19 protein-coding genes are annotated in these 24633 nt (G+C 70.9%); 10 read left to right on the top strand and 9 right to left on the bottom strand.

What is annotated here, in order from left to right; genetic code table 11:
* Positions 1–5 precede the first annotated feature (5 nt).
* Positions 6–965, top strand: coding sequence for a bifunctional riboflavin kinase/FAD synthetase (locus B1H29_RS10140; protein WP_055421666.1), 960 nt, complete (start codon positions 6–8; stop codon positions 963–965).
* A gap of 207 nt (positions 966–1172) precedes the next feature.
* Here B1H29_RS10140 and B1H29_RS10135 read toward each other — a convergent pair whose 3' ends face one another.
* The 6 genes from B1H29_RS10135 to B1H29_RS10110 all read right to left on the bottom strand — a co-directional run bounded on the left by B1H29_RS10135 (position 1173) and on the right by B1H29_RS10110 (position 11314).
* On the bottom strand, positions 1173–2234 hold the full coding sequence (locus B1H29_RS10135) for an ABC transporter ATP-binding protein (protein WP_055421665.1): 1062 nt from the start codon (positions 2232–2234) through the stop codon (positions 1173–1175).
* A complete protein-coding gene (locus B1H29_RS10130) occupies positions 2231–3283 on the bottom strand; it encodes an ABC transporter ATP-binding protein (RefSeq protein WP_055421664.1) in 1053 nt (350 codons plus the stop codon). Before B1H29_RS10130 ends, B1H29_RS10135 begins: the two co-directional genes overlap by 4 nt.
* Positions 3280–4356 (bottom strand): ABC transporter permease, encoded by a 1077-nt coding sequence (locus B1H29_RS10125; protein ID WP_079160135.1) that lies wholly within the window; start codon positions 4354–4356, stop codon positions 3280–3282. Before B1H29_RS10125 ends, B1H29_RS10130 begins: the two co-directional genes overlap by 4 nt.
* Positions 4353–5375, bottom strand: coding sequence for an ABC transporter permease (locus B1H29_RS10120; protein WP_055421663.1), 1023 nt, complete (start codon positions 5373–5375; stop codon positions 4353–4355). Before B1H29_RS10120 ends, B1H29_RS10125 begins: the two co-directional genes overlap by 4 nt.
* 43 nt (positions 5376–5418) lie before the next feature.
* The gene (locus B1H29_RS10115) at positions 5419–7266 is read right to left on the bottom strand and encodes an ABC transporter substrate-binding protein (RefSeq protein ID WP_055421662.1); all 1848 of its coding nucleotides are present in this window, start codon (positions 7264–7266) and stop codon (positions 5419–5421) included.
* 358 nt (positions 7267–7624) lie between these two features.
* Positions 7625–11314, bottom strand: a complete 3690-nt coding sequence (locus tag B1H29_RS10110) for an SCO5717 family growth-regulating ATPase (RefSeq protein WP_079160134.1) — start codon at positions 11312–11314, stop codon at positions 7625–7627.
* Positions 11315–11749: 435 nt separating this feature from the next.
* Here B1H29_RS10110 and B1H29_RS10105 point away from each other — a divergent pair, with 435 nt between their 5' ends.
* Positions 11750–13291, top strand: coding sequence for a PQQ-binding-like beta-propeller repeat protein (locus B1H29_RS10105; RefSeq protein WP_055421661.1), 1542 nt, complete (start codon positions 11750–11752; stop codon positions 13289–13291).
* A gap of 93 nt (positions 13292–13384) precedes the next feature.
* Here B1H29_RS10105 and B1H29_RS10100 read toward each other — a convergent pair whose 3' ends face one another.
* Complete coding sequence (locus B1H29_RS10100) at positions 13385–13675, bottom strand: DUF397 domain-containing protein (RefSeq protein ID WP_055421660.1); 291 nt, start codon at positions 13673–13675, stop codon at positions 13385–13387.
* Between the two features lie 303 nt (positions 13676–13978).
* Between B1H29_RS10100 and rpsO the strand changes: the two genes are divergently transcribed.
* The 5 genes from rpsO (at position 13979) to B1H29_RS10075 (ending at position 19487) form a co-directional block, all read left to right on the top strand.
* Entirely contained in the window at positions 13979–14266 is a 288-nt protein-coding gene (gene rpsO / locus B1H29_RS10095) for a 30S ribosomal protein S15 (protein ID WP_019330982.1), read from the top strand.
* Between the two features lie 293 nt (positions 14267–14559).
* Positions 14560–16779, top strand: a complete 2220-nt coding sequence (locus B1H29_RS10090) for a polyribonucleotide nucleotidyltransferase (RefSeq protein WP_055421659.1) — start codon at positions 14560–14562, stop codon at positions 16777–16779.
* Complete coding sequence (locus B1H29_RS10085; protein WP_055421658.1) at positions 16776–18155, top strand: M16 family metallopeptidase; 1380 nt, start codon at positions 16776–16778, stop codon at positions 18153–18155. Before B1H29_RS10090 ends, B1H29_RS10085 begins: the two co-directional genes overlap by 4 nt.
* Positions 18156–18185: 30 nt before the next feature.
* On the top strand, positions 18186–18938 hold the full coding sequence (gene dapB, locus B1H29_RS10080; protein WP_055421657.1) for a 4-hydroxy-tetrahydrodipicolinate reductase: 753 nt from the start codon (positions 18186–18188) through the stop codon (positions 18936–18938).
* 93 nt (positions 18939–19031) lie between these two features.
* Complete coding sequence (locus B1H29_RS10075; protein ID WP_055421656.1) at positions 19032–19487, top strand: hypothetical protein; 456 nt, start codon at positions 19032–19034, stop codon at positions 19485–19487.
* An 80-nt stretch (positions 19488–19567) separates the two neighbouring features.
* Here B1H29_RS10075 and B1H29_RS10070 read toward each other — a convergent pair whose 3' ends face one another.
* Both B1H29_RS10070 and B1H29_RS10065 read right to left on the bottom strand, forming a co-directional pair.
* A complete protein-coding gene (locus B1H29_RS10070) occupies positions 19568–20122 on the bottom strand; it encodes a hypothetical protein (protein WP_055421655.1) in 555 nt (184 codons plus the stop codon).
* Positions 20123–20237: 115 nt separating this feature from the next.
* Positions 20238–20477 carry a hypothetical protein gene (locus B1H29_RS10065; protein ID WP_055421654.1) on the bottom strand — a complete coding sequence of 80 codons (240 nt, stop codon included), beginning with the start codon at positions 20475–20477 and terminating at the stop codon, positions 20238–20240.
* 173 nt (positions 20478–20650) lie between these two features.
* On the opposite strand from B1H29_RS10065, the gene thyX reads away from it, so the two are divergent.
* The 3 genes from thyX to B1H29_RS10050 all read left to right on the top strand — a co-directional run bounded on the left by thyX (position 20651) and on the right by B1H29_RS10050 (position 24352).
* Positions 20651–21391 carry an FAD-dependent thymidylate synthase gene (thyX, locus tag B1H29_RS10060; protein ID WP_055421653.1) on the top strand — a complete coding sequence of 247 codons (741 nt, stop codon included), beginning with the start codon at positions 20651–20653 and terminating at the stop codon, positions 21389–21391.
* Positions 21392–21608: 217 nt separating this feature from the next.
* A complete protein-coding gene (dapA, locus tag B1H29_RS10055; protein ID WP_055421652.1) occupies positions 21609–22508 on the top strand; it encodes a 4-hydroxy-tetrahydrodipicolinate synthase in 900 nt (299 codons plus the stop codon).
* 158 nt (positions 22509–22666) lie between these two features.
* Positions 22667–24352 carry a ribonuclease J gene (locus B1H29_RS10050; protein ID WP_055421651.1) on the top strand — a complete coding sequence of 562 codons (1686 nt, stop codon included), beginning with the start codon at positions 22667–22669 and terminating at the stop codon, positions 24350–24352.
* Positions 24353–24633: the final 281 nt, after the last annotated feature.

The raw sequence follows: 24633 nt of genomic DNA, 5'->3' as shown, positions 1-24633 counted from the left end.
ACACAGTGCAGCGCTGGCGTGGCTTGGAGGACATCCCCGAGGACTGGGGACGCAGCGTCGTCACCATCGGCTCCTACGACGGTGTCCACCGCGGGCACCAGCTCATCATCAAGCACGCCGTGGACCGCGCCCGCGAGCTGGGCGTACCCGTCGTCGTCGTCACCTTCGACCCGCACCCCAGCGAGGTCGTCCGCCCCGGCAGCCACCCGCCGCTGCTCGCCCCGCACCACCGCCGCGCCGAACTGATGGCGGACCTGGGCGTGGACGCGGTGCTGGTCCTCCCGTTCACCAAGGAGTTCTCGAACCTGTCCGCGGCCGACTTCGTGGTCAAGGTCCTGGTGGACCGGCTGCGTGCCAAGGCGGTCGTCGAGGGCCCCAACTTCCGCTTCGGCCACAAGGCCGCGGGCAACGTCGAGTTCCTCTCCGAGCAGGGCAAGGTCTACGACTTCGAGGTCGAGGTCGTCGACCTGTACGTGACCGGTGACGCGGGCGGCGGCGAGCCGTTCTCCTCGACGCTGACCCGCCGCCTGGTCGCCGAGGGCGACGTCGCGGGCGCCGCGGAGATCCTGGGCCGACCGCACCGCGTCGAGGGCGTCGTCGTCCGGGGCGCCCAGCGCGGCCGGGAGATGGGCTTTCCCACGGCCAACGTCGAGACCCTCCCGCACACCGCCATCCCGGCCGACGGCGTCTACGCCGGGTGGCTGCACGCCCAGGGCGAGGCGATGCCGGCCGCGATCTCCGTCGGCACCAACCCGCAGTTCGAGGGCACCGAGCGCACGGTGGAGGCGTACGCCATCGACCGCGTCGGCCTCGAACTGTACGGCCTGCACGTCGCCGTGGACTTCCTCGCCTTCGTGCGGGGCCAGGCGAAGTTCGAGACGCTGGACGCGCTTCTCGTGCAGATGGCCGACGACGTCGACAGGTGCCGCGACATCGTCGCGGCGGACGACGCCCGGCGGTCCTGACGGCCAGACCGACGCCGTAGGCCACCGCATCGCGTAGCGGGCCGGGGAGAGGCACGTGCGGTCTGGTGGTTCGTGGCCGGGTGGGTCGGTTCGGCCGCCGTGCGGCAGTGGCGTCACGGCGACGCCGTACCGTGCGGCCCGCCGGCCGGGCGCGGCAGTAGCCTCCTCGTCCGCCTGTGCCCGCCGTGCCCGCCGTGCCCGCCCGGGTCAGTTCGGCCGGCGCCCGACCGCGGCGTCCCCCGTCCCGGCCGCCGGCTGCTCCGCCCGGGCCCAGTGGCAGGCGACCTGGGCCGCGTCGCCGCCGCGCAGGATCTCCAGCTCCCGGTGCCGGCACGCGTCGGCGACCCCGGCTCGTTCTGCCTCGCCACCGGCCAGGATCTGGCAGCGGACGTGGAAGCGGCAGCCGGCGGTGACGTGCGACGGATCCGGGGGTTCGCCCGACAGCACGACCGGAGCGCCGGGTGCCTCCGGCAGGACGGACAGCAGGGCCTGGGTGTACGGATGCCGGGGGGCCGTCAGCACCTGCTCCACCGCGCCCGTCTCGACGATCCGGCCGAGGTACATCACCGCGACCCGGTCGGCGATGTTCCAGGCCAGACCCAGGTCGTGGGTCACCACCAGCGCGGACAGGCCGAGCTCGGTGCGCAGCCGCAGCAGCAGCGCGAGGATCTCGCCGCGCACCGACGCGTCGAGGGAGGCCACCGGTTCGTCGGCGACGAGGAGTTCCGGTTCCAGGACCAGTGCGCCCGCGATCACCACCCGCTGGCGCTGGCCGCCGGACAGCTCGTGCGGGTAACGCAGGAAGAAGCGCTCCGGCGGACGCAGCCCGGCACGGGACAGCGCCTCGGCGACCGCCGTTCGCTCGTCCCCCGCGTGACCGTGGATGCGCAGACCCTCGGCGACGACGTCGTACACCGTGTGCCGCGGGTTCAGTGAGCCGCTCGGGTCCTGGAGGACCAGTTGGGCCCGCCTGCGGTACGCCTTCAGCGCGCGGGCGGAGCGGGGGAGCGGTGCGCCGTCGAAGGTGACGCGGCCCGCGGTGGGCGGGACCAGGCCGAGCAGACAGCGGGCGAGGGTCGTCTTCCCGCAGCCCGACTCGCCGACCAGCGCGACGATCTCGCCCCGCCCGATGTCGAGATCGACCCCGTCCACGGCCCGGGCGGCGGGCGCTCCGCGCCGGCCGGGGAAGGCGACCCGCAACCCCTCAACGCTCAACAGCGAAGACGCGGTGCTCGTCGGCGGATTCCTCGTCGTCGGAGTGCTCGTCATGGGGTGCTGCTCCTCACTCCCTCGTCCCGCGCCGGCGGAGTGCCGCCGGACGCCGTGCCGCCGGACGTCGTGTCGTCGGCGGGCGGTGTGCCGGTGCCGTCGGACCCCACGTGCACGCACGCCGCCCACCGGTCCGCGCCCGCCGCCCGCAACGCCTGGTCCTGCGTGGCGCAGACGTCCAGCGCGACCGGGCACCTCGGATGGAACGCGCACCCCGACGGCACCGCCGCCGGGTCCGGCGGGTCACCCGGCAGCCCGCGCGGCGCGAACCGCGAGGCCGGGTCCCCGATCCTGGGGAACGCCCCCGACAGCGCCCGGCCGTACGGGTGCCGGGCGTCCTCGTAGACCTGCCGTGCCGGGCCCTCCTCGACCACCCGGCCCGCGTACATCACCGCGAGCCGGTCGCAGGTGTCGGCCAGCACGGCGAGGTCGTGGCTGATCATGATCAGGCCGACGTCCTGCTCACCCACCAAGCCCTCGATCAGCCGCAGGATCTGCGCCTGGATCATCACGTCGAGTGCCGTGGTGGGCTCGTCGGCGACGATCAGACGCGGGTCGCAGGCCAGCGCCATCGCGATCATGACCCGCTGCCGCTGGCCGCCGGACAGCTCGTGCGGGTAGGCCCTCGCCCGCGCCGCCGGCAGGCCCACCTGCTCCAACAGCTCACCCGTCCTCTTCCGGGCGCCGGCCGGCGAGGCCCCGCGGTGCAGCAGGATCGGCTCGGCGATCTGGTCACCGATGCGGTGCACGGCGTTCAGGGAGTGCATCGCGCCCTGGAAGACGATCGACGCCCCCGCCCAGCGGACCGCACGCACCCGGCCCCACTTCATGGTCAGCACGTCCTCGCCCTCCAGCAGGATCTGCCCGCCGGTCCGCGCGCCGGGCGGCAGCAGCCTCAGCAACGCCAGCGCCAGGGTGGACTTGCCGCAGCCGGACTCGCCCGCGATGCCGAGCTTCTCCCCCGCGACGAGGCTCAGGTCGACCCCGCGCAGGGCGGCCGCACCGCCGGGATACGTCACGTGCAGGTCGCGGACCTCGAGCAGACTCAACGCGACACCCCCAGCCTCGGATTCAGTACGGCCTCCACGGCACGCCCGCACAAGGTGAACGCCAGCGCCACCAGCGCGATCCCGACGCCCGGCGGCACCAGGTACCACCAGTCGCCGGAACTCACGGACCCCGCCTCCCGCGCGTCCTGCAACAGCCCTCCCCAGGACACGACTCCCGGGTCCCCGAGCCCCAGGAAGGCCAGGGTCGCCTCGGCCAGGATCGCGGAGGAGATGATCAGGGTCGTCTGGGCGAGGACCAGCGGCATGACGTTGGGCAGCACGTGCCGGGACATGATGTGCCAGTGCCCGCCCCCGAGCGCCTTCGCGCGTTCGATGTACGGCCGTGACTCCACCGCCAGCGTCTGCGCCCGCACCAGCCGGGCCGTGGTGGGCCAGGTGGTCACGCCGATCGCCAGCACGATCGTGCCGAGGGAACGGGACAGGACCGTCGCCAGCACGATGGCGAGCACCAGCGTCGGCATCACCAGGAACCAGTCCGTGATCCGCATCATCACCGTGGCGTACCAGCCGCGGAAGTGCCCGGCCGTGATCCCGATGAGCGCCCCGATCGTCACCGACAGCGCGGCCGCGAGCAGCCCGACTAGCAGCGAGACGCGCGAGCCCCAGATCAGCAGGCCCAGCAGGTCCCGCCCGAACTGGTCGGTGCCCAGCGGGAACCGGCCGCTCGGGCTCTCCAGCGGCTGTCCGGGCGCGTTGGTCACACGCTCCACGTCCGATCCGACGGTGAGCGGCGCGGTCAGCGCGACGAGCACGAACAGCGCCAACGCCGCCAGCCCGAACACCCCCGCGCGGTGCCTGCGGTACTCCTTCCAGAAGCGCGCGACCGAGGCCCGGCGCCGCCGCCGGGCGAGAGCGCGCGGGCCGGGCGCCGCGGATTTCGCCGGGGACTCGGAGCTCTCGCCACTCTGGGGGCTCCCGGGTGCGTCGGGGCTCTCGGGACTCCCGGTCGTCTCGGGGCTCTCGGGACTCCCGGGACTCCCGGTCGTCTCGGGGCTCTCGGGACTCCCGGGTGTCTTGGGGCTCTTGGCGCTTCCGGGTGTCTCGGCGGTCATCGGCCCACCCTCGGATCGAACAGTGGATACAGCAGGTCGGCCAGCGTGTTCATGAGGATCACCGCGGCGGCGAAGACGAAGAACAGCCCCTGCACCAACGGAAGATCGGGCACGCTGAGCGCCTGGTAGAACAGCCCGCCGAGCCCCGGCCAGGAGAAGACCGTCTCGACGAGGATGACTCCCGCCACGGTCCGCCCCAGGTTGACGAAGACCAGCGTGACGGTCGGCAGCAGCGCGTTGGGCACGGCGTGCCGACGGCGTACGAGATCGTCCCTGAGGCCCTTGGCCCGTGCCGTCGTCAGGTAGTCGCCGCCCATCTCGTCCAGCAGCGCCGACCGGGTGACCAGGAGTGTCTGCCCGTACTCCACGGCGACCAGGGTCACCACCGGGAGTACGAGGTGGTGGGCGATGTCCACGGTCCGGGCGAAGCCCTCCTCGCTGCCCGACTCCATGCCCCCGGTCGGGAACAGGCCGGGAATCGGGTCCACGCCGACCGACAGGACGATGATGAGCAGCAGCCCCAGCCAGAAGGACGGGATGGAGTAGAGCGTCAGCGCCAGGCCGGTGTGGAGACGGTCGCCGAGCCGGCCGTGCCGCCACGCCGAGCGGGTGCCGAGGAAGACGCCCAGCGCGGTGTAGAGCACGAACGCCGTGCCGGTGAGCAACAGGGTGTTCGGCAGCGCCTCGCCGATCTTGTCGACGACCGGCGCGCGGAACTGGTACGACGTGCCGAGGTCCCCGGTGAGCGCCTTGCCGCAGTATTCCGTGAACTGCTGCCACAGCGGCAGGTCGAGCCCGAACTCCCGCCGGTAGACGGCGATCTGCTCGGCCGAGACCGGACGGCGCCCCGTCATGAACTTCACCGGATCGCCGGGGATCATCCTGAACAGGAAGAAGCTGGTGACCAGGACGGCGAGCAGGGAGACGGCCGCTCCGGCCAGCTTGCCCGCCACGTACCGCGGGTAGGCGCCGACGGTGAGCCGGCGGGGCGGCGGCCCGGGCGGCCGCTCTCCGCCCACCGGCCCCGGCGCCGCGCCGGTACCCGCGGTCGCGGTCGTCGGCCTACTCACGGTCGTCCGCCGTCGCCCGGCGGCGGACCAGGAAGAGCACCCCGAGCCCGACGAGGACGACGGCGCCCGCGGCGATCCCGATCACGGCTCCGGTCGACGACGAACCACCGGAGGAGTCACCGGAGTCCGCGGGGACCGCCGACCACCAGCTCCAGTAGCCGTCCTGCCCGTAGATGTTGCCCGCCGCGGAGGGCATCGTCGTGATCGACTCGATCTGGTCCGTGCGGTAGGCCTCGACGGCGTTCGGATAGGCCATGACGTTCATGTACCCCAGGTCGTACAGCCGCGACTGCATCTGCTTGACGAGGTCCGCCCGCTTGGCGGGGTCGTACTCGGCCAACTGCCGGGCGTACAGCTCGTCGTACGTCTGGTCGCAGATGAAGTTGTCGGTGGCTCCCGTGTCCTTCGGCGTGGCCGGGAGCGCGTCGCAGGTGTGGATGGAGAGTACGAAGTCCGGGTCGGGGTTGACGGACCAGCCGTCGAAGGCCAGGTCGTACTCGCCGGCCAGCCATGGGTCGGTCACGTTGTCCAGGCAGTTGAGGGTGATCGAGATGCCGAGCTCGCCCCACCACTCCTCCAGGTACTTGCCGACCGCCTTGTCGTTCGGGTCGGTGGCGTGGCACAGGACGCGGTAGTTCAGCGGTTTTCCGTCCTTGCCCAGGCGCTCGCCGTCGGCGTTCGTCCGGTAGCCCGCCTCGTCGAGCAGCCGGGCCGCCTCCGCCGGGTCGTACGCCAGCTTCTGGTCGGCCGACGGCTCGAAGAAGTACTGCGGGAAGCGCGGCGGGATGTAGCCCTCCCCCTCGACCGCGTGCCCCTGGAACACCTTGTCGACGATCGCCTTGCGGTCCACCGCCATGAACAGTGCGTGCCGCACCCGCTGGTCCAGCAGTGAGGGGTGGCCGTCACCGAACTTCGTGCCGTCCTTGGCCCGCGCGCCCGGGTTGGTGGCGAGGGCGTAGAAGCGGCGTCCGGGCGCGTCGTTGACGTGGATGTCCTCCTCGTCCTCGAGCGAGGCGGACTGGGCGGGCGTCAGCGACGGCGACCCGGACACGAACGACACCTCGCCCTTGCGCAGGGCGGCCACGGCAGCGTCCTGGTCCTTGTAGTAGCGGAAGACCAGCTCGTCGAACTCGGGCGCGCCCCGCCAGAAGTCCTTGTTGGCCTTCAGCCGCACATAGCTGTCCGGCTTGTAGTCCGTGAGGACGAACGGCCCGTTCCCGACGACCGGGAAGTTCTTGTCGTTGTTGAACTTCGAGAGGTCGTCGACCTTCTCCCAGACGTGTCTGGGGACGATCGGCACGTCGAGCGCGGTCATCGTGGCCTGCGGCTTCTTCAGCCGGATCACCAGTTGGGTCGGGCTGGGGGCGGTGACCTTCGCGAAGTTGGTGACGAAGCTGCCGTTGGCGGTGGCGGCGCCGTCGTCGGTCATCATCTTGTTGAACGTCCACGCCGCGTCCTCGGCGGTGGCCTGCCGGCCGTCCGACCACTTGGAGTCGGAGCGGATCGTGTACGTCCAGGTCAGCTTGTCCGGCGACGACTTCCACTCGGTGGCCAGGCCCGGGACGACGTGGTTGTCCTCGGGGTCGTAGTTGGTCAGGTACTCGTACGTCAGCCGGTGGATGCTCGTGCTGAGCAGCCGTACCGCCAGGAAGGGACTGAGCGAGTCGACGCTCTGCGCCACGGCGACGGTGAGCACCTTGTCGTCCTCGGCGGCCGAGGCCGACGGGGCGGCGACCCCCGATGCGAGGAGGAGTGCGGTGGCGCCCGCGGCGGCGAGCAGCCGGATCCTCCGCGGGCTGGTGCCGGTACGTCCACTGCCGTGCTGATCGTGTGTGCTCATGACTACCTGACCTCGCGTCATCGCACGCGCGGGATGCTGTGAGCCCCCGCGTGAGGCGGGCTTGAACAGATGTGAACAGGCTGAGGCGATCCGTGAATGGCTCTGAGCGGACTTGATCGGGTGGCGCAAGCGGAATGAAGTGTGTGTCTACCAGCGGCAGTCTGCGCGCGTCAACGGTGCGTCAAACCCCATGTGGCCTGCGGAAACAACGAGTTGATGACGCAGTCACTCTCATTGGCACAGACCACTGGCGCCTCCCTGGTGAGAGCCTGGCGGCCGAGTCCCACCCGTTCTGCCTGCGAACGTGCGAAGGCCCGCGCCGTCCGTGGACGGCGCGGGCCCTTACGCGGTGGCGGACCTACTGCTGCGGCGGGGGAGGCACCTGTCCCGGCTGCCCTTGCTGCCCCGGCTGCGGATACCCGTAACCGGGCTGCGGGTACGGCTGCTGTCCGGGCTGTTGCGGGTACGGCTGCCCCGGCTGTTGCGGGTAGGGCTGCTGTGCCGGCTGGGGCTGCCCGGGCTGTGCGTACTGGCCCGGCTGACCGGGCGCACCGGGCTGACCCTGCATCGGCTGCTGTCCGGGCATGGGCTGCTGTCCGGGTACGGGCTGCCCCGGCAACGGCGGTGCGGCCACCGGCGGCGGGTTGCCGTTGGACGTCCACAGGCCGTGCGACTGCTGGTGGCGGACGAAGTCCTCCGCGACCATCGCCGAGAGATTGAAGTACGCCTCCCGCACCTTGGGCCGCATCATGTCGAGGTCGACCTCGGCGCCGGCGGCCAGGTGCTCGTCGAACGGCACCACGACGACGCCCCGGCACCGCGTCTGGAAGTGGCCGACGATGTCGTCAACCTTGATCATCTTGCCGGTCTCGCGGACCCCCGAGATGACGGTGATGGACCGTGAGACGAGGTCGGCGTACCCGTGCGCCGACAGCCAGTCCAGCGTCGTACTGGCGCTGCTCGCACCGTCCACGGACGGCGTCGAGATGATGATGAGCTGGTCGGCGAGGTCGAGCACACCGCGCATGGCGCTGTAGAGCAGGCCGGTACCCGAGTCGGTGAGGATGATCGGGTACTGCTTGCCCAGTACGTCGATCGCGCGCCGGTAGTCCTCGTCGTTGAAGGTGGTGGACACGGCCGGGTCGACGTCGTTGGCGATGATCTCCAGCCCGGACGAGGCCTGCGAGGTGAACCGCCGGATGTCCATGTACGAGTTGAGGTACGGGATCGCCTGGACGAGGTCGCGGATGGTGGCCCCGGTCTCCCGGCGCACACGGCGGCCGAGCGTGCCGGCGTCCGGGTTGGCGTCGATCGCGAGGATCTTGTCCTGCCGCTCGGTGGCGAGCGTGGAGCCGAGGGCGGTCGTGGTGGTCGTCTTGCCGACACCGCCCTTGAGGCTGATCACGGCGATGCGGTAGCAGGAGAGCACCGGCGTGCGAATCAACTCCAGCTTGCGCTGCCGCTCGGCCTCCTCCTTCTTGCCGCCCAGCTTGAACCGCGAACCGCCGGCCGCCGGGCGGCTGCTCTTCGCCTTCTGCCTCTTGTTGTTGAGCAGCCGGTCGGACGACAGCTCCACGGCGGCCGTGTAACCGAGTGGTGCGGCGCCCGGGTTGGTGGGCTGACGCTGGTCGTGCTGCATGGGCTGCGGCCAGGCGGCACCGAGGCGGGGGTCGACGGGCTGCTGCTGGGGCTGGTGAGGCGGCTGAGCCTGCTGAGCGTGCTGGGACTGGTCCGGCTGTCCCGGCTGTCCCGGCTGACCGGGCTGTCCCGGCTGACCGGGCTGCATCGGATGGGGTGCGGGGGGCGCCTGGTACGGCTGTTGGGCGGTCGGCGCCGGCGGGGTCTGCGGGCCCTGCCCCGACTGGGCGGCCATCGGCTGGGCCTGCGCAGCCTGGGGATCCTGCGGGGCGAAGCCCTGCTGAGCGGCCGGCGACGCGGCCGGCGGGGTCTGCGCGTCACCGTGCGGCTGTCCCTGTCCCTGTCCCGGTACGCCGGGGTACGGCTGCTGTTCCGGCGACTGCCCGTGCGGCGCGGGCGCCTGCGGGAACCCGTAACCACCGGGCTGCGCCGGGGGGTGGGGCTGTGGAGCCGGGGCACCGGGCTGCGGGAAACCGTAACCGGCGGCGCCCGGCGTGGGCGTGGGAGCGCCGCCAGGCGGGTGGACCGGCGGCTGCTGCGCCGGGGGAGGAGTGGTGTGACCCGGCTGCGGGAAGCCGTAGCCGGCCTGCGGCGCGGGCTGCCCGGTCGCCGGGTTCGATGGCGTCGGCGCGGCGGCCGGCGGAGCGTTCCACGCTGCGGGCGCCGGCTGCGGGGCCTGCGGCTGGAACGGAGGCTGCTGGGCCGGTACGCCCGGCCGGCCCGGAGTGACGGGGGACGGCTGCGGCTCCGCGGGCCACTGGTGCGCCGCGGCGGGTGCGACGGGCGGATACGACGGAGGAAGCGGCGGCATTCCGCCCGGCGCCACGGGCGGCGCGTCGGCCGGAACGGCGTCTTCACGCGCGGCGTCCGCGAGTACGGCGTCCGGAACCGCGTCCACGGGCTCCGCGAAGGGCGCCACGGGCTCCGCCGGGGGCTGGGCGTCCCGAGGATGGGGCACCGCGTCCTCGGGCTCGGGTGCGACCGGGGTGCTGTCCTCGGGCTCGGGCCGGGAGTCGTGCTCGGGCTCGGCGGGCGGAGCGGCGGGCGTGAGTGAGGCGGCCGACGCGGGCTCATCGTCCGGAGCCGGACCGCCGAGGCGGGACTCGCTTATGTCGGCGGAGGCATCGGATGTATCGGACGTATCGACCGCGTCGACCGCGTCGACCGCGTCGACCGCGTCGGACGCGTCGGACGCGTCGGCCGGCTCGAATGCGTCGGCGGCATCGGTCGTACCGTCCACGTCCGACACGTAGTCCCGCATGTCGTTCCGCGCACCGTCGTCCGGCGCGCCGTCGTCGGCGAGTTCGGGGCCGCCCGCGCCTGCGGAACCGTCGACGCTCTCGCGCCCCACGGTGTCGTCCGCGAGGGAGGGGGACTCGTCCGCCGCGTCCTCACCGGTCTGCTCGGAGCCGAGCACCGCGTCGTCCTCGGCGGTGACCTGGGGCTCGTCGACCACAGACGACGGGCGCTCGTCCTGCCCGGTGTCGTCCGCCGCGGCACGCTCGGCGATCTCCCGCTGCAGGGCGCGCGCGGAGAAGCGCATAGTGGCGCCGCTCTCGAGATCGCCGTTGTCGGTCTCCGGCTCGGGCTCGGGCTCGGTCTCCGGCTCGGGCTCGCGCCCGGGCTCTGCCTCCGGCTCGTCGGCCGGCGGGGGAGCGGGTGCCTGAAGCTGGAACCCGCCGGCCGGGAACGTCGGTACGGCCGTGGGGGAAACCGGATTCGCGGCCGGCGCCGGCGCCGGGGCGGCCACGGCCTCCGGCTCGGATGGCACCTGCGGTTCAGGCTCCGGCCCGGGCTCCGGACGCCCCTGCGGCTGCTGCGGCTCGAACCCGCTCCCGACCGGCAGCCTCGGCACCCCGGCCGGCCCCCCGGTCGGCGGCGCGGGCGGCGTGAACGGCGCCCCCGGAACCGGCGGCGGAGGCGGCGTGAACGGCGCCCCCGGACCCGGCGGCGGAGGCGGCGTGAACGCGGTCCCCGCAGCGGGCGGCGGAGGCGGCGTGAAGGGTGCCCCGGGAGCCGGGGCCGGAATGGAGGAGGAACCGTTGGACGGAGCCGCGTGCGGCGGCGGAGTCAGCCCCGGCAGTGGCGGAACCGGCCCACGGGGAGCAGGCGGGGTGGACGCGGCGGACGCAGCGGACGGGGTGGACGCAGCGGAAGGGCCGGACGAAGCGGCCGCGGAAGAGGAACCGTCACCCGAGCCCGCTCCCTGGCCTTGTCCCGGCCCCTGCCCCTGGCCTTGACCCTGGTCTTGTCCCTGCCCCGAATCGCTCGACGCGTTCTGCGTGTACCAGGCGGGCGGAGCGTAGTCGATGGTGAACTCGCCCGTCGTCTCGACTGCGGACTCCGCGTCGGGTTGGTCATCGCCGGGTGTAGCCCAGCCCCCGCGGATCCCGTCCCGATCGCTGCTCACAGTTCCTCCTGGTGTGGTCGAGCACCCTCATGCCGTGCTGGGGCGACCGTTTTTGTCGTCCGACGTTGTCCGAAGTGAAACGAGGTCGTCCGATCGTCGGCCCTCCCCGTACGACGCCGACGCCCGGTCCACGGGTTCTGGCGTCGCGCCGGGACCCAGCCTAATCACCACACGCCCCGCCCCGGCAGCCCCGTCCTCACCCCAGCGTCCGCCCATTGCGTCACAGCCTGCCCCGAAGTGCCGTACCTCGTTTCCGAATCCGTGCATGCGCCACACCGCATCCATGAACAAGTCGGACAGAACTCCGCCAGAGCGCGGTCGGAATCGACGATGTCAGGCCCGCGCGTGCCCACGGTTGATCAAGGCCCCGGCATAGTAGGAGCGCTTGCCGTCATCCCATGACGGGAATCCCATCACCAGGAAGAGGACCCGCGCGTGAGCTTCGGCCCGCCCCCTTCGATGACCCAGCCCCCGCCGACCGCGCGGACCACGGAGCGGAAACGGGGGCGGAAGGCTCTGACGGTACTGCTCGCGGTCGTCGTCGCCGCCGCGTTGGGCACCGGCGGCTGGCTGCTGTGGGGCGGGGGCGAGAACGGCGCGTCGTCGGACAGACCGGGGACCGCGGACGGGCAGGGCCCTGGCGACGTCCGGGAGACGGTCGAGAAGCAACCCGCGAGCACCGTGGGCGAGATGGCCTTCCGGTTCTCCGTGGACGACATGGCCCCCGGTGAGCACGTCGAGATGCCGGGCATGTGGGCAACGGACCGCATCCTCGCCAAGGGCGTCAACAAGACACTCGTCGGTATGCGCATCGGCACCGACGTCGTGCCGGGCGAGGAGGAGTGGCGGCTCGGGCTCGACGGCCCGATCTGCGGATACACGCGCCATGTGACCGTCGACCACCGCACCGCCGTCCTCTTCAGGGCGAACGACCGGGAGAAGGACGCCTTCTGCAACCAGGTCGCCTTCGTCGACCTCGACGACGGCCGCCTCGTCTGGGAGGACCGCGTCCCCTATTCCGTGGCCGGTCCCGGCCCGGGCTCGGCGACGGGCAACAGCACCCAGGACCGGCCGAGCGTGACACTGACGCACGACACGGTCGTCGTGACCTGGGGCGGTGGCACCGTCGGGTACGACATGGCGAAGGGCACGAGCCGGTGGGCCACGAGGGCCACCGCACCCTGTCAGGACATGGGAGCGGCCGGCGGCCGAGCGCTGCTGATCCGTCAGAAGTGCTGGAGCACCGACGAGAGCGTGCCGGACACGTCCTGGCAGCACGTCACCTACAAGGTGCGCAAGGTCGACCCGGCCACCGGCCGGACCCAGTGGACGTACTCCGCCGCCAAGGGCATCCGCGACCTCGGTGTGCCGTCGTCCGAGCCGGCCGTCCTCGCCGTCGCCGGCGGCGGCACCGAGATCACCGACCTGCTGTCCCTCGACGACAAGGGCCGCGACCGCGCCACGATCAGTCTCCGCAACGGCGCGTACGTCGCCGACTGCGCCTACGGCGACCACCTGGTCATCGACGACTGCCCGACCATCGCCGTGGGCGCGGGCCAGGTCTTCATCCGCAGCAAGGACCAGTTGGAGAAGCAGGTCTCCAACTGGATCATCGGCTTCGACCTGGCGACGGGGGACACGACGAAGAAGTTCGACTCCGGTCCGGGCTCCCTGCTCCAGCCGCTGCGGATGAGCGGCGACCAGCTCCTCGCCCTGCGCCTGAGCGACGACCACATCGCGCCGAACGCGCTGGTCGCCCTGGATCCCGCGACGGACAGGGAGACTCCGTACTTCTTCTTCGACCTGCCGAGCGAGGGCGAGCCGCTGACGCTCTCGAACGAGAACGACATCGTCGTCCAGGACGGACGGATCTTCTTCGGCGCCAAGTCCGCTAACGGCCCCGCCGGCGACAAGAAGAAGCAGTGGCTCTACCTGGTCCTGGGCATCGGAAGCGGCGGCGCGGCGGAGAAGCCCTGACGCTCCCCTTCTCCGCACACGCACCGCTCGGCACACGCACCGCTCGGCCCGGGCACCGCTCGGCCCGGGCGCCACCGTTACCCGGCGCCACCGTTACCCGGCGCCACCGTTGCCCGGCGCCGGCTCCAGGTCGAACTCCCCGTCCCGGGCGCCGAGGACGAATGCCCGCCACTCCGCCTCCGTGTAGCGCAGCACGGTGTCCGGGTCGAGCGACGACCGCATGGCCACGGCACCGGCGGGCAGGTAGGCGATCTCGACCCGTTCCTCGTGCTCCTCGGTGCCGGGCGCGCTGTGCCACTCGACACCGGAAATGTCGAGGGAATAGAGCTCGTCCCGCTCCCGTTCCTTGCGCGCCTTGAGTTCCCGGTCCTCGGCATCGACCATGGTGGCTCGGTCCTTCCTGCACTGCGGGCGGTCTGTGCGGTCACCCTACTTGCCGCCGTTCTCCCAGCTCAGCGGTTTGTGGATGTCCGTGACCGCAAGGGTGACGGACAGGTCGCCGAGCCTGCGGGAAGGGCCGTCCGTCCAGGCTGGTACGCTGTGTGACGGCCGTTTGTGTACGCGCCCCCGGAGCCAGGAGCCCTGGAGGCCGCGCCCAGCGGATCCCCGCCTTCCGAGTCACGGAAGATCCCCCGAGACGTAGACCGGGGGCACTCGGTGGGCACTCACAGACCAAGAGGAGTACGCGTGTCGCTCGACGCCGCAGTGAAGAAGCAGATCATCACCGAGTTCGGTACCAAGGAGGGCGACACCGGCTCCCCCGAGGTCCAGGTCGCTCTGCTGTCCCGTCGGATCTCCGACCTGACCGAGCACCTCAAGACCCACAAGCACGACCACCACTCCCGTCGTGGTCTGCTGATCCTGGTCGGCCAGCGCCGCCGGCTGCTGCAGTACCTCGCCAAGAAGGACATCCAGCGCTTCCGCGCGCTGGTCGAGCGCCTCGGCATCCGCCGCGGTGCGGCGGGCGCCAAGTAAGACGCCGTGAAGGGAGCGGTTCCCATCGTTCGGGGGCCGCTCCCTTTGCTGTACGTGCGCTCTGACGCCACCGCTTTGTAGTGTGGTAACAGAAGACAAGACGCACGACGTACGACACAACGAACGAAACGAGGAGAAGCGCGCCTAGCCGCCGCCGGTCCTCGGTAGTGGCCCCCGGGGCAGGCCCCCGGGTGCTTCGATCGAAGACCGGCCCGCATTGCACGGAGCGCTTCTCCGCCACCGTCCCCCCGCCAACACGGGCGAGGAGGGACGAAGACGAGGAGAAATCACTAGTGGAGAACGAGACCCACTACGCCGAAGCCGTGATCGACAACGGCGCGTTCGGCACCCGCACCATCCGCTTCGAGACGGGCCGGCTGGCCAGGCAGGCCGCCGGTTCCGCCGTGGCGTACCTGGACGACGACACCATGGTGCTGTCGGCCACCAGCGCCTCCAAGAACCCCAAGGACCAGCTCGACTTCTTCCCGCTCACGGTGGACGTCGAGGAGCGGATGTACGCCGCCGGCAAGATCCCCGGCAGCTTCTTCCGCCGCGAGGGCCGGCCGTCCGAGGACGCCGTCCTCACCTGCCGGCTGATCGACCGCCCGCTGCGCCCGTCCTTCAAGAAGGGCCTGCGCAACGAGATCCAGGTCGTCGCCACGATCATGGCCCTCAACCCCGACCACCTGTACGACGTCGTGGCGATCAACGCCGCCTCCGCGTCCACGCAACTGGCCGGCCTGCCCTTCTCCGGCCCGATCGGCGGCGTCCGCGTCGCGCTGATCCGCGGCCAGTGGGTGGCCTTCCCGACGCACACCGAGCTCGAGGACGCCGTCTTCGACATGGTCGTCGCGGGCCGCGCCCTGGAGGACGGCGACGTCGCGATCATGATGGTCGAGGCCGAGGCCACCGAGAAGACCGTCAAGCTGGTCGAGGGCGGCGCCGAGGCGCCCACCGAGGAGGTCGTCGCCGCCGGTCTGGACGCCGCGAAGCCCTTCATCAAGGTGCTGTGCCGCGCCCAGGCGGACCTCGCCGCGAAGGCCGCCAAGCCGACCGGTGAGTTCCCGATCTTCCTGGACTACCAGGACGACGTGCTGGAGGCGCTCACCGGCGCCGTCAAGCCCGAGCTCACCCAGGCGCTCACCATCGCCGGCAAGCAGGAGCGCGAGGCCGAGCTGGACCGCGTCAAGGCGCTCGCCGCCGAGAAGCTCCTGCCGGAGTTCGAGGGCCGCGAGAAGGAGATCTCCGCCGCGTACCGCTCGCTGACCAAGTCCCTGGTCCGTGAGCGCGTCATCAAGGAGAAGAAGCGCATCGACGGCCGCGGTGTCACCGACATCCGCACCCTGGCCGCCGAGGTCGAGGCCATCCCGCGCGTGCACGGTTCCGCGCTGTTCGAGCGTGGCGAGACCCAGATCCTGGGCGTCACCACCCTCAACATGCTCCGCATGGAGCAGCAGCTCGACACCCTCTCCCCGGTGACTCGCAAGCGCTACATGCACAACTACAACTTCCCGCCGTACTCCGTCGGCGAGACCGGCCGCGTCGGCTCCCCGAAGCGCCGCGAGATCGGCCACGGCGCCCTCGCCGAGCGCGCCATCGTGCCGGTGCTGCCGACGCGCGAGGAGTTCCCGTACGCGATCCGTCAGGTGTCCGAGGCCCTCGGCTCCAACGGCTCGACGTCCATGGGCTCGGTCTGCGCCTCCACCATGTCGCTGCTGAACGCCGGTGTGCCGCTGAAGGCCCCCGTCGCCGGTATCGCCATGGGCCTGATCTCCCAGGAGATCAACGGCGAGACGCACTACGTCGCCCTCACCGACATCCTCGGTGCGGAGGACGCCTTCGGCGACATGGACTTCAAGGTCGCCGGCACCAAGGAGTTCGTGACCGCCCTCCAGCTCGACACCAAGCTGGACGGCATCCCCGCCTCCGTCCTGGCCGCCGCCCTCAAGCAGGCCCGTGACGCCCGCCTCCACATCCTCGACGTGATGATGGAAGCGATCGACACGCCGGACGAGATGTCCCCCAACGCCCCGCGGATCATCACCGTCAAGATCCCCGTGGACAAGATCGGTGAGGTCATCGGCCCCAAGGGCAAGATGATCAACCAGATCCAGGAGGACACGGGCGCCGACATCACGATCGAGGACGACGGCACCATCTACATCGGTGCCGCCCAGGGCTCGCAGGCCGAGGCCGCCCGCGCCACGATCAACGGCATCGCCAACCCGACCATGCCCGAGGTCGGCGAGCGCTACCTGGGCACCGTCGTGAAGACGACGACCTTCGGCGCGTTCGTCTCCCTGCTGCCCGGCAAGGACGGTCTGCTGCACATCTCGCAGATCCGCAAGCTGGCCGGCGGCAAGCGCGTGGAGAACGTCGAGGACGTGCTCGGCGTGGGCGCCAAGGTCCAGGTCGAGATCGCCGAGATCGACTCCCGCGGCAAGCTCTCCCTGATCCCCGTGATCGAGGGCGAAGCAGGCGACGACGAGAAGAAGGACGACGCCGACCAGTGACGTCCCGTAGCTCCAAGGCGACGGCCCGCACCTCCTCGGAGGCGCGGGCCGTCGCCCGTACCCAAACCCTGATCAAGGGCGAACACGGCATCGGTACGGTCCGCAAGACCACCCTCCCGGGCGGCCTGCGCATCGTCACCGAGACCCTGCCCTCGGTCCGCTCGGCGACCTTCGGCATCTGGGCGCACGTCGGCTCCCGCGACGAGACCCCGGCCCTGAACGGCGCCACCCACTACCTGGAGCACCTGCTCTTCAAGGGCACCCGCAAGCGCAGCGCCCTGGACATCTCCTCCGCCATCGACGCGGTCGGCGGCGAGATGAACGCGTTCACGGCGAAGGAGTACACGTGCTACTACGCACGCGTGCTCGACACCGACCTGCCGCTCGCCGTCGACGTGGTCTGCGACATGCTGACCGGCTCGCTCATCCGCGAGGACGACGTGGACGTCGAGCGCGGCGCGATCCTCGAAGAGATCGCGATGACCGAGGACGACGCCGGCGACTGTGTGCACGACCTGTTCGCACACACCATGTTCGGCGACAACGCCCTCGGCCGCCCCGTCCTCGGCACGGTCGACACGGTCAACGCCCTCACCGCCGACCGCATCCGCCGCTTCTACAAGAAGCACTACGACCCGACGCACCTGGTGGTCGCCGCGGCCGGCAACGTCGACCACAACAAGGTCGTACGCCAGGTTCGCGCCGCCTTCGAGAAGGCCGGCGCCTTCCGGGAGCCGGTGGCCGCGCCCATCGCCCCGCGCGACGGCCGGCGCACCCTGCGCACCGCCGGCCGCGTCGAGCTGATCGGCCGCAAGACCGAGCAGGCGCACGTCATCCTCGGCATGCCGGGCCTGGCCCGCACCGACGAACGCCGCTGGGCCATGGGCGTCCTCAACACCGCCCTCGGCGGTGGCATGTCCTCGCGCCTCTTCCAGGAGGTCCGTGAGAAGCGCGGCCTGGCCTACAGCGTGTACTCGTACACCTCCGGCTTCGCCGACTGCGGCCTCTTCGGCGTCTACGCGGGCTGCCGGCCCTCCCAGGTGCACGACGTGCTGAAGATCTGCCGCGACGAACTCGACCACGTCGCCGAGCACGGCCTCACCGACGACGAGATCGGCCGCGCCGTCGGCCAGCTCCAGGGCTCCACGGTCCTCGGCCTGGAGGACACCGGCGCGCTGATGAACCGTATCGGCAAGAGCGAGTTGTGCTGGGGCGAGCAGATGTCCGTCGACGACATGCTGGCCCGGATAGCCTCGGTCACGCCGGACGACGTCCGCGAGGTCGCCCGCGACGTCCTGGGACGACGTCCCTCGCTGTCGGTCATCGGCCCGTTGAAGGACAAGCAGGCGTCCCGGCTGCACGACGCCGTCGCCTGACGGTCCCGTTTCGAGAAGGAAGCATGTGACATGAGCAAGCTGCGCGTGGCCGTCCTCGGTGCCAAGGGCCGGATCGGCTCCGAGGCGGTACGGGCCGTCGAGGCCGCCGAGGACATGGAGCTGGTCGCCGCCCTCGGCCGGAACGACAGCCTGGACACGCTGGCCGGGACCGGTGCCCAGGTCGCCGTCGAGCTGACCACCCCCGCCTCGGTGATGGACAACCTCGACTACTGCGTACGCCACGGCATCCACGCCGTCGTCGGCACCACGGGCTGGACCGACGAGCGCCTCGCGCAGCTCAGGACCTGGCTCGACGGCTCCCCGGAGACGGGCGTGCTGATCGCGCCCAACTTCTCCATCGGCGCCGTACTGACCATGAAGTTCGCGCAGATCGCCGCCCCGTACTTCGAGTCCGTCGAGGTCGTCGAGCTGCACCACCCGAACAAGGTCGACGCCCCCAGCGGCACCGCCACCCGCACCGCCCAGCTCATCGCCCAGGCCCGGCAGAAGGCAGGCTCCGCACCGGCGCCCGACGCCACTGCCACGGCCCTGGACGGTGCCCGCGGCGCGGACGTCGACGGGGTCCCGGTCCACGCGATCCGGCTGCGCGGCCTGCTCGCCCACCAGGAGGTCCTGCTGGGCGGCGAGGGCGAGACCCTCACCGTCCGGCACGACTCCCTGCACCACAGCAGCTTCATGCCGGGCATCCTGCTGGGCGCGCGCCGGGTGGTGACCACCCCGGGCCTCACGATCGGCCTGGAACACTTCCTGGACCTGAACTGAGGGCCGAACCCGGCCCCTCACGAGACCCCAACCAGACCCGAATCAGCCCCGCACCGAGACCCAGCCGAGACCCGGACCGAGCCCCTGACACTCATGCGCGCGAAAATCACCTACGCCATCACGGCCGCCGTCCTGGTCTTCTACTTCGCCCTGGTCGGCAGCCGCGGCGTGCTGCTCATCGGCACCGGTACACCCCTCACCGTCACCTTCGGACTCGCGGTGCTGATCCTGCCGGTCATCGGCGTGTGGTTCCTGTGGAAGAACACCCAGTTCGTCCGCAAGGCCAACCAGCTCGCCGCCGAACTCGACGCCGAGGGCGGACTGCCCGTCGACGAGCTGAAGCGCACGCCCAGCGGACGCGTCGACCGGGACTCGGCCGACGAGGTCTTCGCCCAGCGCAAGGCCGAGACGGAGGACGCCCCCGGTGACTGGCGCAACTGGTTCCGCCTCGCCGTCGCCTACCACGACGCCCGTGACACCCCGCGTGCCCGCAAGGCCATGCAGCGGGCGATCGCCCTGCACGACGGCCGGCACGTCGAAGCGGCCTGAACAGACCGGAACGCGCGGACCACAGCGCCGGGGGCCCGGACCGCACCACGGTCCGGGCCCCCGGCGGCTGTCGTCGTCGCTCAGCTCCGCCCGTACTCGGCGGCCCACGCCTCCACGGCGTCCGCCGCCCGGTCGAACGCCTCGTCCCGTGCGAGGAAGTCGGCGTTGTGCGTGGTCAGCAGCGGAGAAGAGGTCTCCGCGGACCGGCCCTGCCGGACGAGGAGCAGCGCCTGTCCCTGCACCGTGCGCGGCAGCCCGAGCCAGCGCACCGGCTGCTGCACCGTGCGCACGCTGGCGACCTGCTGCCAGGCCACCGTGCGTGTGCTGAAGAAGCTCACGTGCCGCACCCCGTGCGCGCTCACCCACGCGCCCATGCGCAGCAGCCGCAGGGCGCAGACGATCACGACGGACGCGATGCCGAAGACCACACCGGCGGAGGACACCGAGTCCGTCGCCGCGATGATGATCGCCGCGAACAGTACGAACGAGGCGAGCAGCAGCATCAGCGCCGCCACGCCCACGCGCCACGGCCCCGGCCGATAAGGCCGGCGCCAGAGGTCGCGGTCGTCGAACGGCAGCGCGACGTCGTCGTCGGCGTCGAAGGCGCGGTCGGCCGTCAGGAAGGGCAGGGGCACGGCTGGTCCTCACTCGTTCCATGGCATGTGCTGTGCCCGGTGAGGCTACCGACCTGTGTCCCCGGTCACCACCCTCGGGGTCCGGATGGAGTCAGGACCGGTCCGCCGAGGCCCTTCAGCGCCGGTCGGACGCCTGTGACGGCTGCTTGTGCGGGGAGGGCTGGTCGGCCGACAGAGCGGGCATCCCGATCACCAGGGAGCCCACGATTCCGGCGACGACGGTGAGTCCGAGCAACCAGCGCCCGGCCAACTGGCCGAAGGACGCCCGCTCGCGGGGCGGGGGTGTGACATTGCTGCGGAACCTGTCGGCTTCGGCGACGAAGGCGAACGGCACGGGTTCACGCCGGCGGATCATGGAGGCTGCGTCTCCCTTCAGGGATGAATCTTCGCTGTTACTCATACAGACGAACGAACAGCCCCTCGGGTGCCCTGTTTCACCATTTTCATCGCGGCACGCCACCGAACACCCCATTCGGCGGGCCGTAGAGTGGCCCTCGCCAAGCGACAAGATGGGAAGGCCCTGCACCCGTGACCGACACCCCCGCCGACGATTTCAAGATCGACCTCCGCAGCGACGTCACCGTCGAGCTGGTCAAGAGCAGCGCGACCGACTCCGACGTGCTGTTCGCCGCCCGTGTCTCCACCGTCGGGGAGCAGTCCCTGGACGAGCTGAAGAAGGACCCGGAGCGCTCGAAGGGTCTGATCAACTACCTCATGCGGGACCGGCACGGCAGCCCGTTCGAGCACAACTCGATGACCTTCTTCATCAGCGCCCCGATCTTCGTCTTCCGCGAGTTCATGCGGCACCGCGTCGGCTGGTCGTACAACGAGGAGTCGGGCCGCTACCGGGAGCTCCAGCCGGTCTTCTACGTGCCGGGGGAGTCCCGCAAGCTGGTCCAGCAGGGCCGTCCGGGCAAGTACGTCTTCGTCGAGGGCACCGCCGAGCAGCACGGCCTGGTGAGCCGGTCGATGGAGGACTCCTACCGTCAGGCCTACCGGACCTACCAGGAGATGCTCGCCGCCGGCGTCGCCCGCGAGGTGGCCCGCGCGGTGCTCCCCGTCGGCCTGTACTCGTCCATGTACGCCACCTGCAACGCCCGCTCGATGATGCACTTCCTCGGCCTGCGCACCCAGCACGAGCTGGCCAAGGTCCCCTCCTTCCCGCAGCGGGAGATCGAGATGGTGGGCGAGAAGATGGAGCAGGAGTGGGCCCGGCTCATGCCGCTCACGCACGCGGCCTTCAACGCGAACGGTCGTGTCGCGCCGTAACGGGCCAGCCGTTCCCGCCGCCCGTTGGGCACAGATGTATGCATCAGCCGTGCGAAGTGTCCGTATTGCGGCGTTTCGAGAAGTTCATCTAGCCTGATCAAAGGGACCCGGCACTGCTTGAACCCCCGAGCAGGCAGTGCCGGGCTCCACTTCCGGCCCGACCTGCCGCCTCCCCCGAGGGCAGACCCCGCCCTGAGCAACGAGTAGCGTGTAACCCATGGCTCCGACCTCCACTCCGCAGACCCCCTTCGGGCGGGTCCTCACCGCCATGGTCACGCCCTTCGCGGCGGACGGCGCACTCGACCTCGACGGCGCGCAGCGGCTCGCCGCCCACCTGGTGGACGCAGGCAACGACGGCCTGATCGTCAACGGCACCACCGGCGAGTCCCCCACCACCAGCGATGCGGAGAAAGCGGACCTCGTACGAGCCGTCCTGGAGGCCGTCGGCGACCGGGCACACGTCGTCGCCGGAGTCGGCACCAACAACACCCAGCACAGCATCGAGCTGGCCCGCGCCGCCGAGCGCACCGGCGCACACGGCCTCCTGCTCGTCACGCCGTACTACAACAAGCCCCCGCAGGAGGGCCTGTACCAGCACTTCACGGCCATCGCCGACGCCACCGAACTGCCGGTCATGCTGTACGACATCCCCGGCCGCAGCGGCGTCCCGATCAACACCGAGACGCTGGTCCGCCTCGCGGAGCACCCGCGGATCGTCGCGAACAAGGACGCCAAGGGCGACCTCGGCCGTGCGAGCTGGGCCATCGCGCACTCCGGCCTCGCCTGGTACTCCGGCGACGACATGCTGAACCTGCCGCTTCTCTCCGTGGGCGCGGTCGGCTTCGTCTCGGTCGTCGGCCACGTCGCCACCCCCGAACTGCGCGCCATGGTGGACGCGCACGTCGCGGGCGACGTACAGAAGGCACTGGAGATCCACCAGAAGCTGCTCCCGGTCTACACCGGCATGTTCCGCACCCAGGGCGTCATGACCACCAAGGCCGCGCTCGCCCTCCTGGGACTGCCCGCCGGACCGCTGCGCGCGCCCATGGTCGGCCTCACGCCCGAGGAAACCGAGCAGCTCAAGATCGATCTTGCCGCCGGCGGGGTACAGCTCTGACAACAGACTTCGCACGACCGCACCACCGCGCGACCGGACTTCACAACTGAATACGCGGGCCACCGGTGCCCGCACCCCGATACGACAACTGCTTCTGCACGAACGTCACGCGCGCCACGTGCCCACCGGTACGTGGCGCGTGTGGTGAGGAGAGTCTTTTGAGTCATCCGCATCCTGAACTGGGCCGGCCCCCGGCGCTTCCCAAGGGCGGCCTCCGGGTCACGCCCCTCGGCGGCCTCGGTGAAATCGGCCGCAACATGACGGTCTTCGAATACGGAGGCCGTCTGCTGATCGTCGACTGCGGGGTGCTCTTCCCGGAGGAGGAGCAGCCCGGAATCGACCTGATCCTGCCGGACTTCTCGTCCATCAGGGACCGCCTCGACGACATCGAGGGCATCGTCCTCACCCATGGCCACGAGGACCACATCGGCGGCGTCCCGTTCCTCCTCCGCGAGAAGCCGGACATCCCGCTGATCGGCTCCAAGCTGACCCTCGCGCTCATCGAGGCCAAGCTCCAGGAACACCGCATCCGGCCGTACACCCTCGAGGTGGCCGAGGGACACCGCGAACGCGTCGGCCCCTTCGACTGCGAGTTCGTCGCGGTCAACCACTCCATCCCGGACGCCCTGGCCGTCGCCATCCGCACCCCCGCGGGCATGGCCGTCCACACCGGCGACTTCAAGATGGACCAGCTCCCGCTGGACGGCCGCCTCACGGACCTGCACGCCTTCGCGCGCCTGAGCGAGGAGGGCATCGACCTCCTCCTCTCCGACTCGACGAACGCGGAGGTCCCGGGCTTCGTTCCCCCGGAGCGGGACATCTCCAACGTCCTGCGGCAGGTGTTCGCCGGCGCCCGCAAGCGGATCATCGTGGCGAGCTTCGCCAGCCACGTGCACCGCATCCAGCAGATCCTGGACGCGGCGCACGAATACGGCCGCAGGGTCGCCTTCGTCGGCCGGTCCATGGTCCGCAACATGGGCATCGCCCGGGACCTCGGCTACCTCAAGGTCCCGCCGGGTCTCGTCGTGGACGTCAAGACGCTCGACGACCTGCCGGACAGCGAAGTGGTCCTGGTCTGCACGGGCTCCCAGGGCGAACCGATGGCCGCCCTGTCCCGCATGGCCAACCGCGACCACCAGATCCGCATCGTCAACGGCGACACGGTGATCCTGGCCTCGTCCCTCATCCCGGGCAACGAGAACGCGGTGTACCGCGTGATCAACGGCCTGACCCGCTGGGGCGCGAACGTCGTCCACAAGGGCAACGCCAAGGTCCACGTCTCGGGGCACGCGTCGGCCGGCGAGCTGCTGTACTTCTACAACATCTGCCGGCCCAGGAACCTGATGCCGGTCCACGGCGAATGGCGCCACCTGCGTGCCAACGCCGAGTTGGGCGCCCTGACCGGCGTCCCGCACGACCGCATCGTCATCGCCGAGGACGGCGTCGTCGTCGACCTCGTCGAGGGCAAGGCCAAGATCTCCGGCAAGGTCCAGGCGGGATACGTCTACGTCGACGGCCTCTCGGTCGGTGACGTGGGCGAGCCTGCCCTCAAGGACCGCAAGATCCTCGGGGACGAGGGCATCATCTCGGTCTTCGTGGTCATCGACTCGTCCACCGGCAAGATCACGGGCGGTCCGCACGTCCAGGCCCGGGGCTCGGGCATCGAGGACTCGGCCTTCGCCGCGGTGCTCCCCAAGGTCACCGAAGTACTGGAACGCTCGGCACAGGACGGCGTCGTCGAGCCCCACCAGCTCCAGCAGTTGGTGCGTCGGACCCTCGGCAAGTGGGTCTCGGACCAGTACCGACGCCGGCCGATGATCCTCCCTGTCGTCGTGGAGGTCTGACGCTCCGTCGGACCTCCGACAGCGTCAACCTGGAGCGGGGCGCCTCGATTTGCATCGAGGCGCCCCGCTCCAGTACGTTTACATCTCCGTTCGGACGGGCACCCGATCACTTCGTGGATCGGAGCCGCCCCGGAGGGCGGGAAATCCGACTCAGAATCTCTGATAAAGTCGGATCCGCCGGAAAGGGAAACGCGAAAGCGGGAACCTGGAAAGCACCGAGGAAATCGGATCGGAAAGATCTGATAGAGTCGGAAACGCAAGACCGAAGGGAAGCGCCCGGA

It is taken from the genome of Streptomyces pactum, assembly GCF_002005225.1.
GTDB classification, from domain to species: domain Bacteria; phylum Actinomycetota; class Actinomycetes; order Streptomycetales; family Streptomycetaceae; genus Streptomyces; species Streptomyces pactum_A.
The sequence above is the reverse complement of the archived record's forward strand: the minus strand, read 5'-3'. Positions and strand labels throughout refer to the sequence as shown.

Excerpts from the sequence above, each read along its gene's own strand:
- B1H29_RS10135 (WP_055421665.1), bottom strand. The coding sequence starts at position 2,234 with ATGACGAGCACTCCGACGACGAGGAATCCGCCGACGAGCACCGCGTCT.
- B1H29_RS10125 (WP_079160135.1), bottom strand. The coding sequence starts at position 4,356 with ATGACCGCCGAGACACCCGGAAGCGCCAAGAGCCCCAAGACACCCGGG.
- B1H29_RS10115 (WP_055421662.1), bottom strand. The coding sequence starts at position 7,266 with ATGAGCACACACGATCAGCACGGCAGTGGACGTACCGGCACCAGCCCG.
- B1H29_RS10100 (WP_055421660.1), bottom strand. The coding sequence starts at position 13,675 with ATGGTCGATGCCGAGGACCGGGAACTCAAGGCGCGCAAGGAACGGGAG.
- dapB (WP_055421657.1), top strand. The coding sequence starts at position 18,186 with ATGAGCAAGCTGCGCGTGGCCGTCCTCGGTGCCAAGGGCCGGATCGGC.
- B1H29_RS10075 (WP_055421656.1), top strand. The coding sequence starts at position 19,032 with ATGCGCGCGAAAATCACCTACGCCATCACGGCCGCCGTCCTGGTCTTC.
- B1H29_RS10065 (WP_055421654.1), bottom strand. The coding sequence starts at position 20,477 with ATGATCCGCCGGCGTGAACCCGTGCCGTTCGCCTTCGTCGCCGAAGCC.
- dapA (WP_055421652.1), top strand. The coding sequence starts at position 21,609 with ATGGCTCCGACCTCCACTCCGCAGACCCCCTTCGGGCGGGTCCTCACC.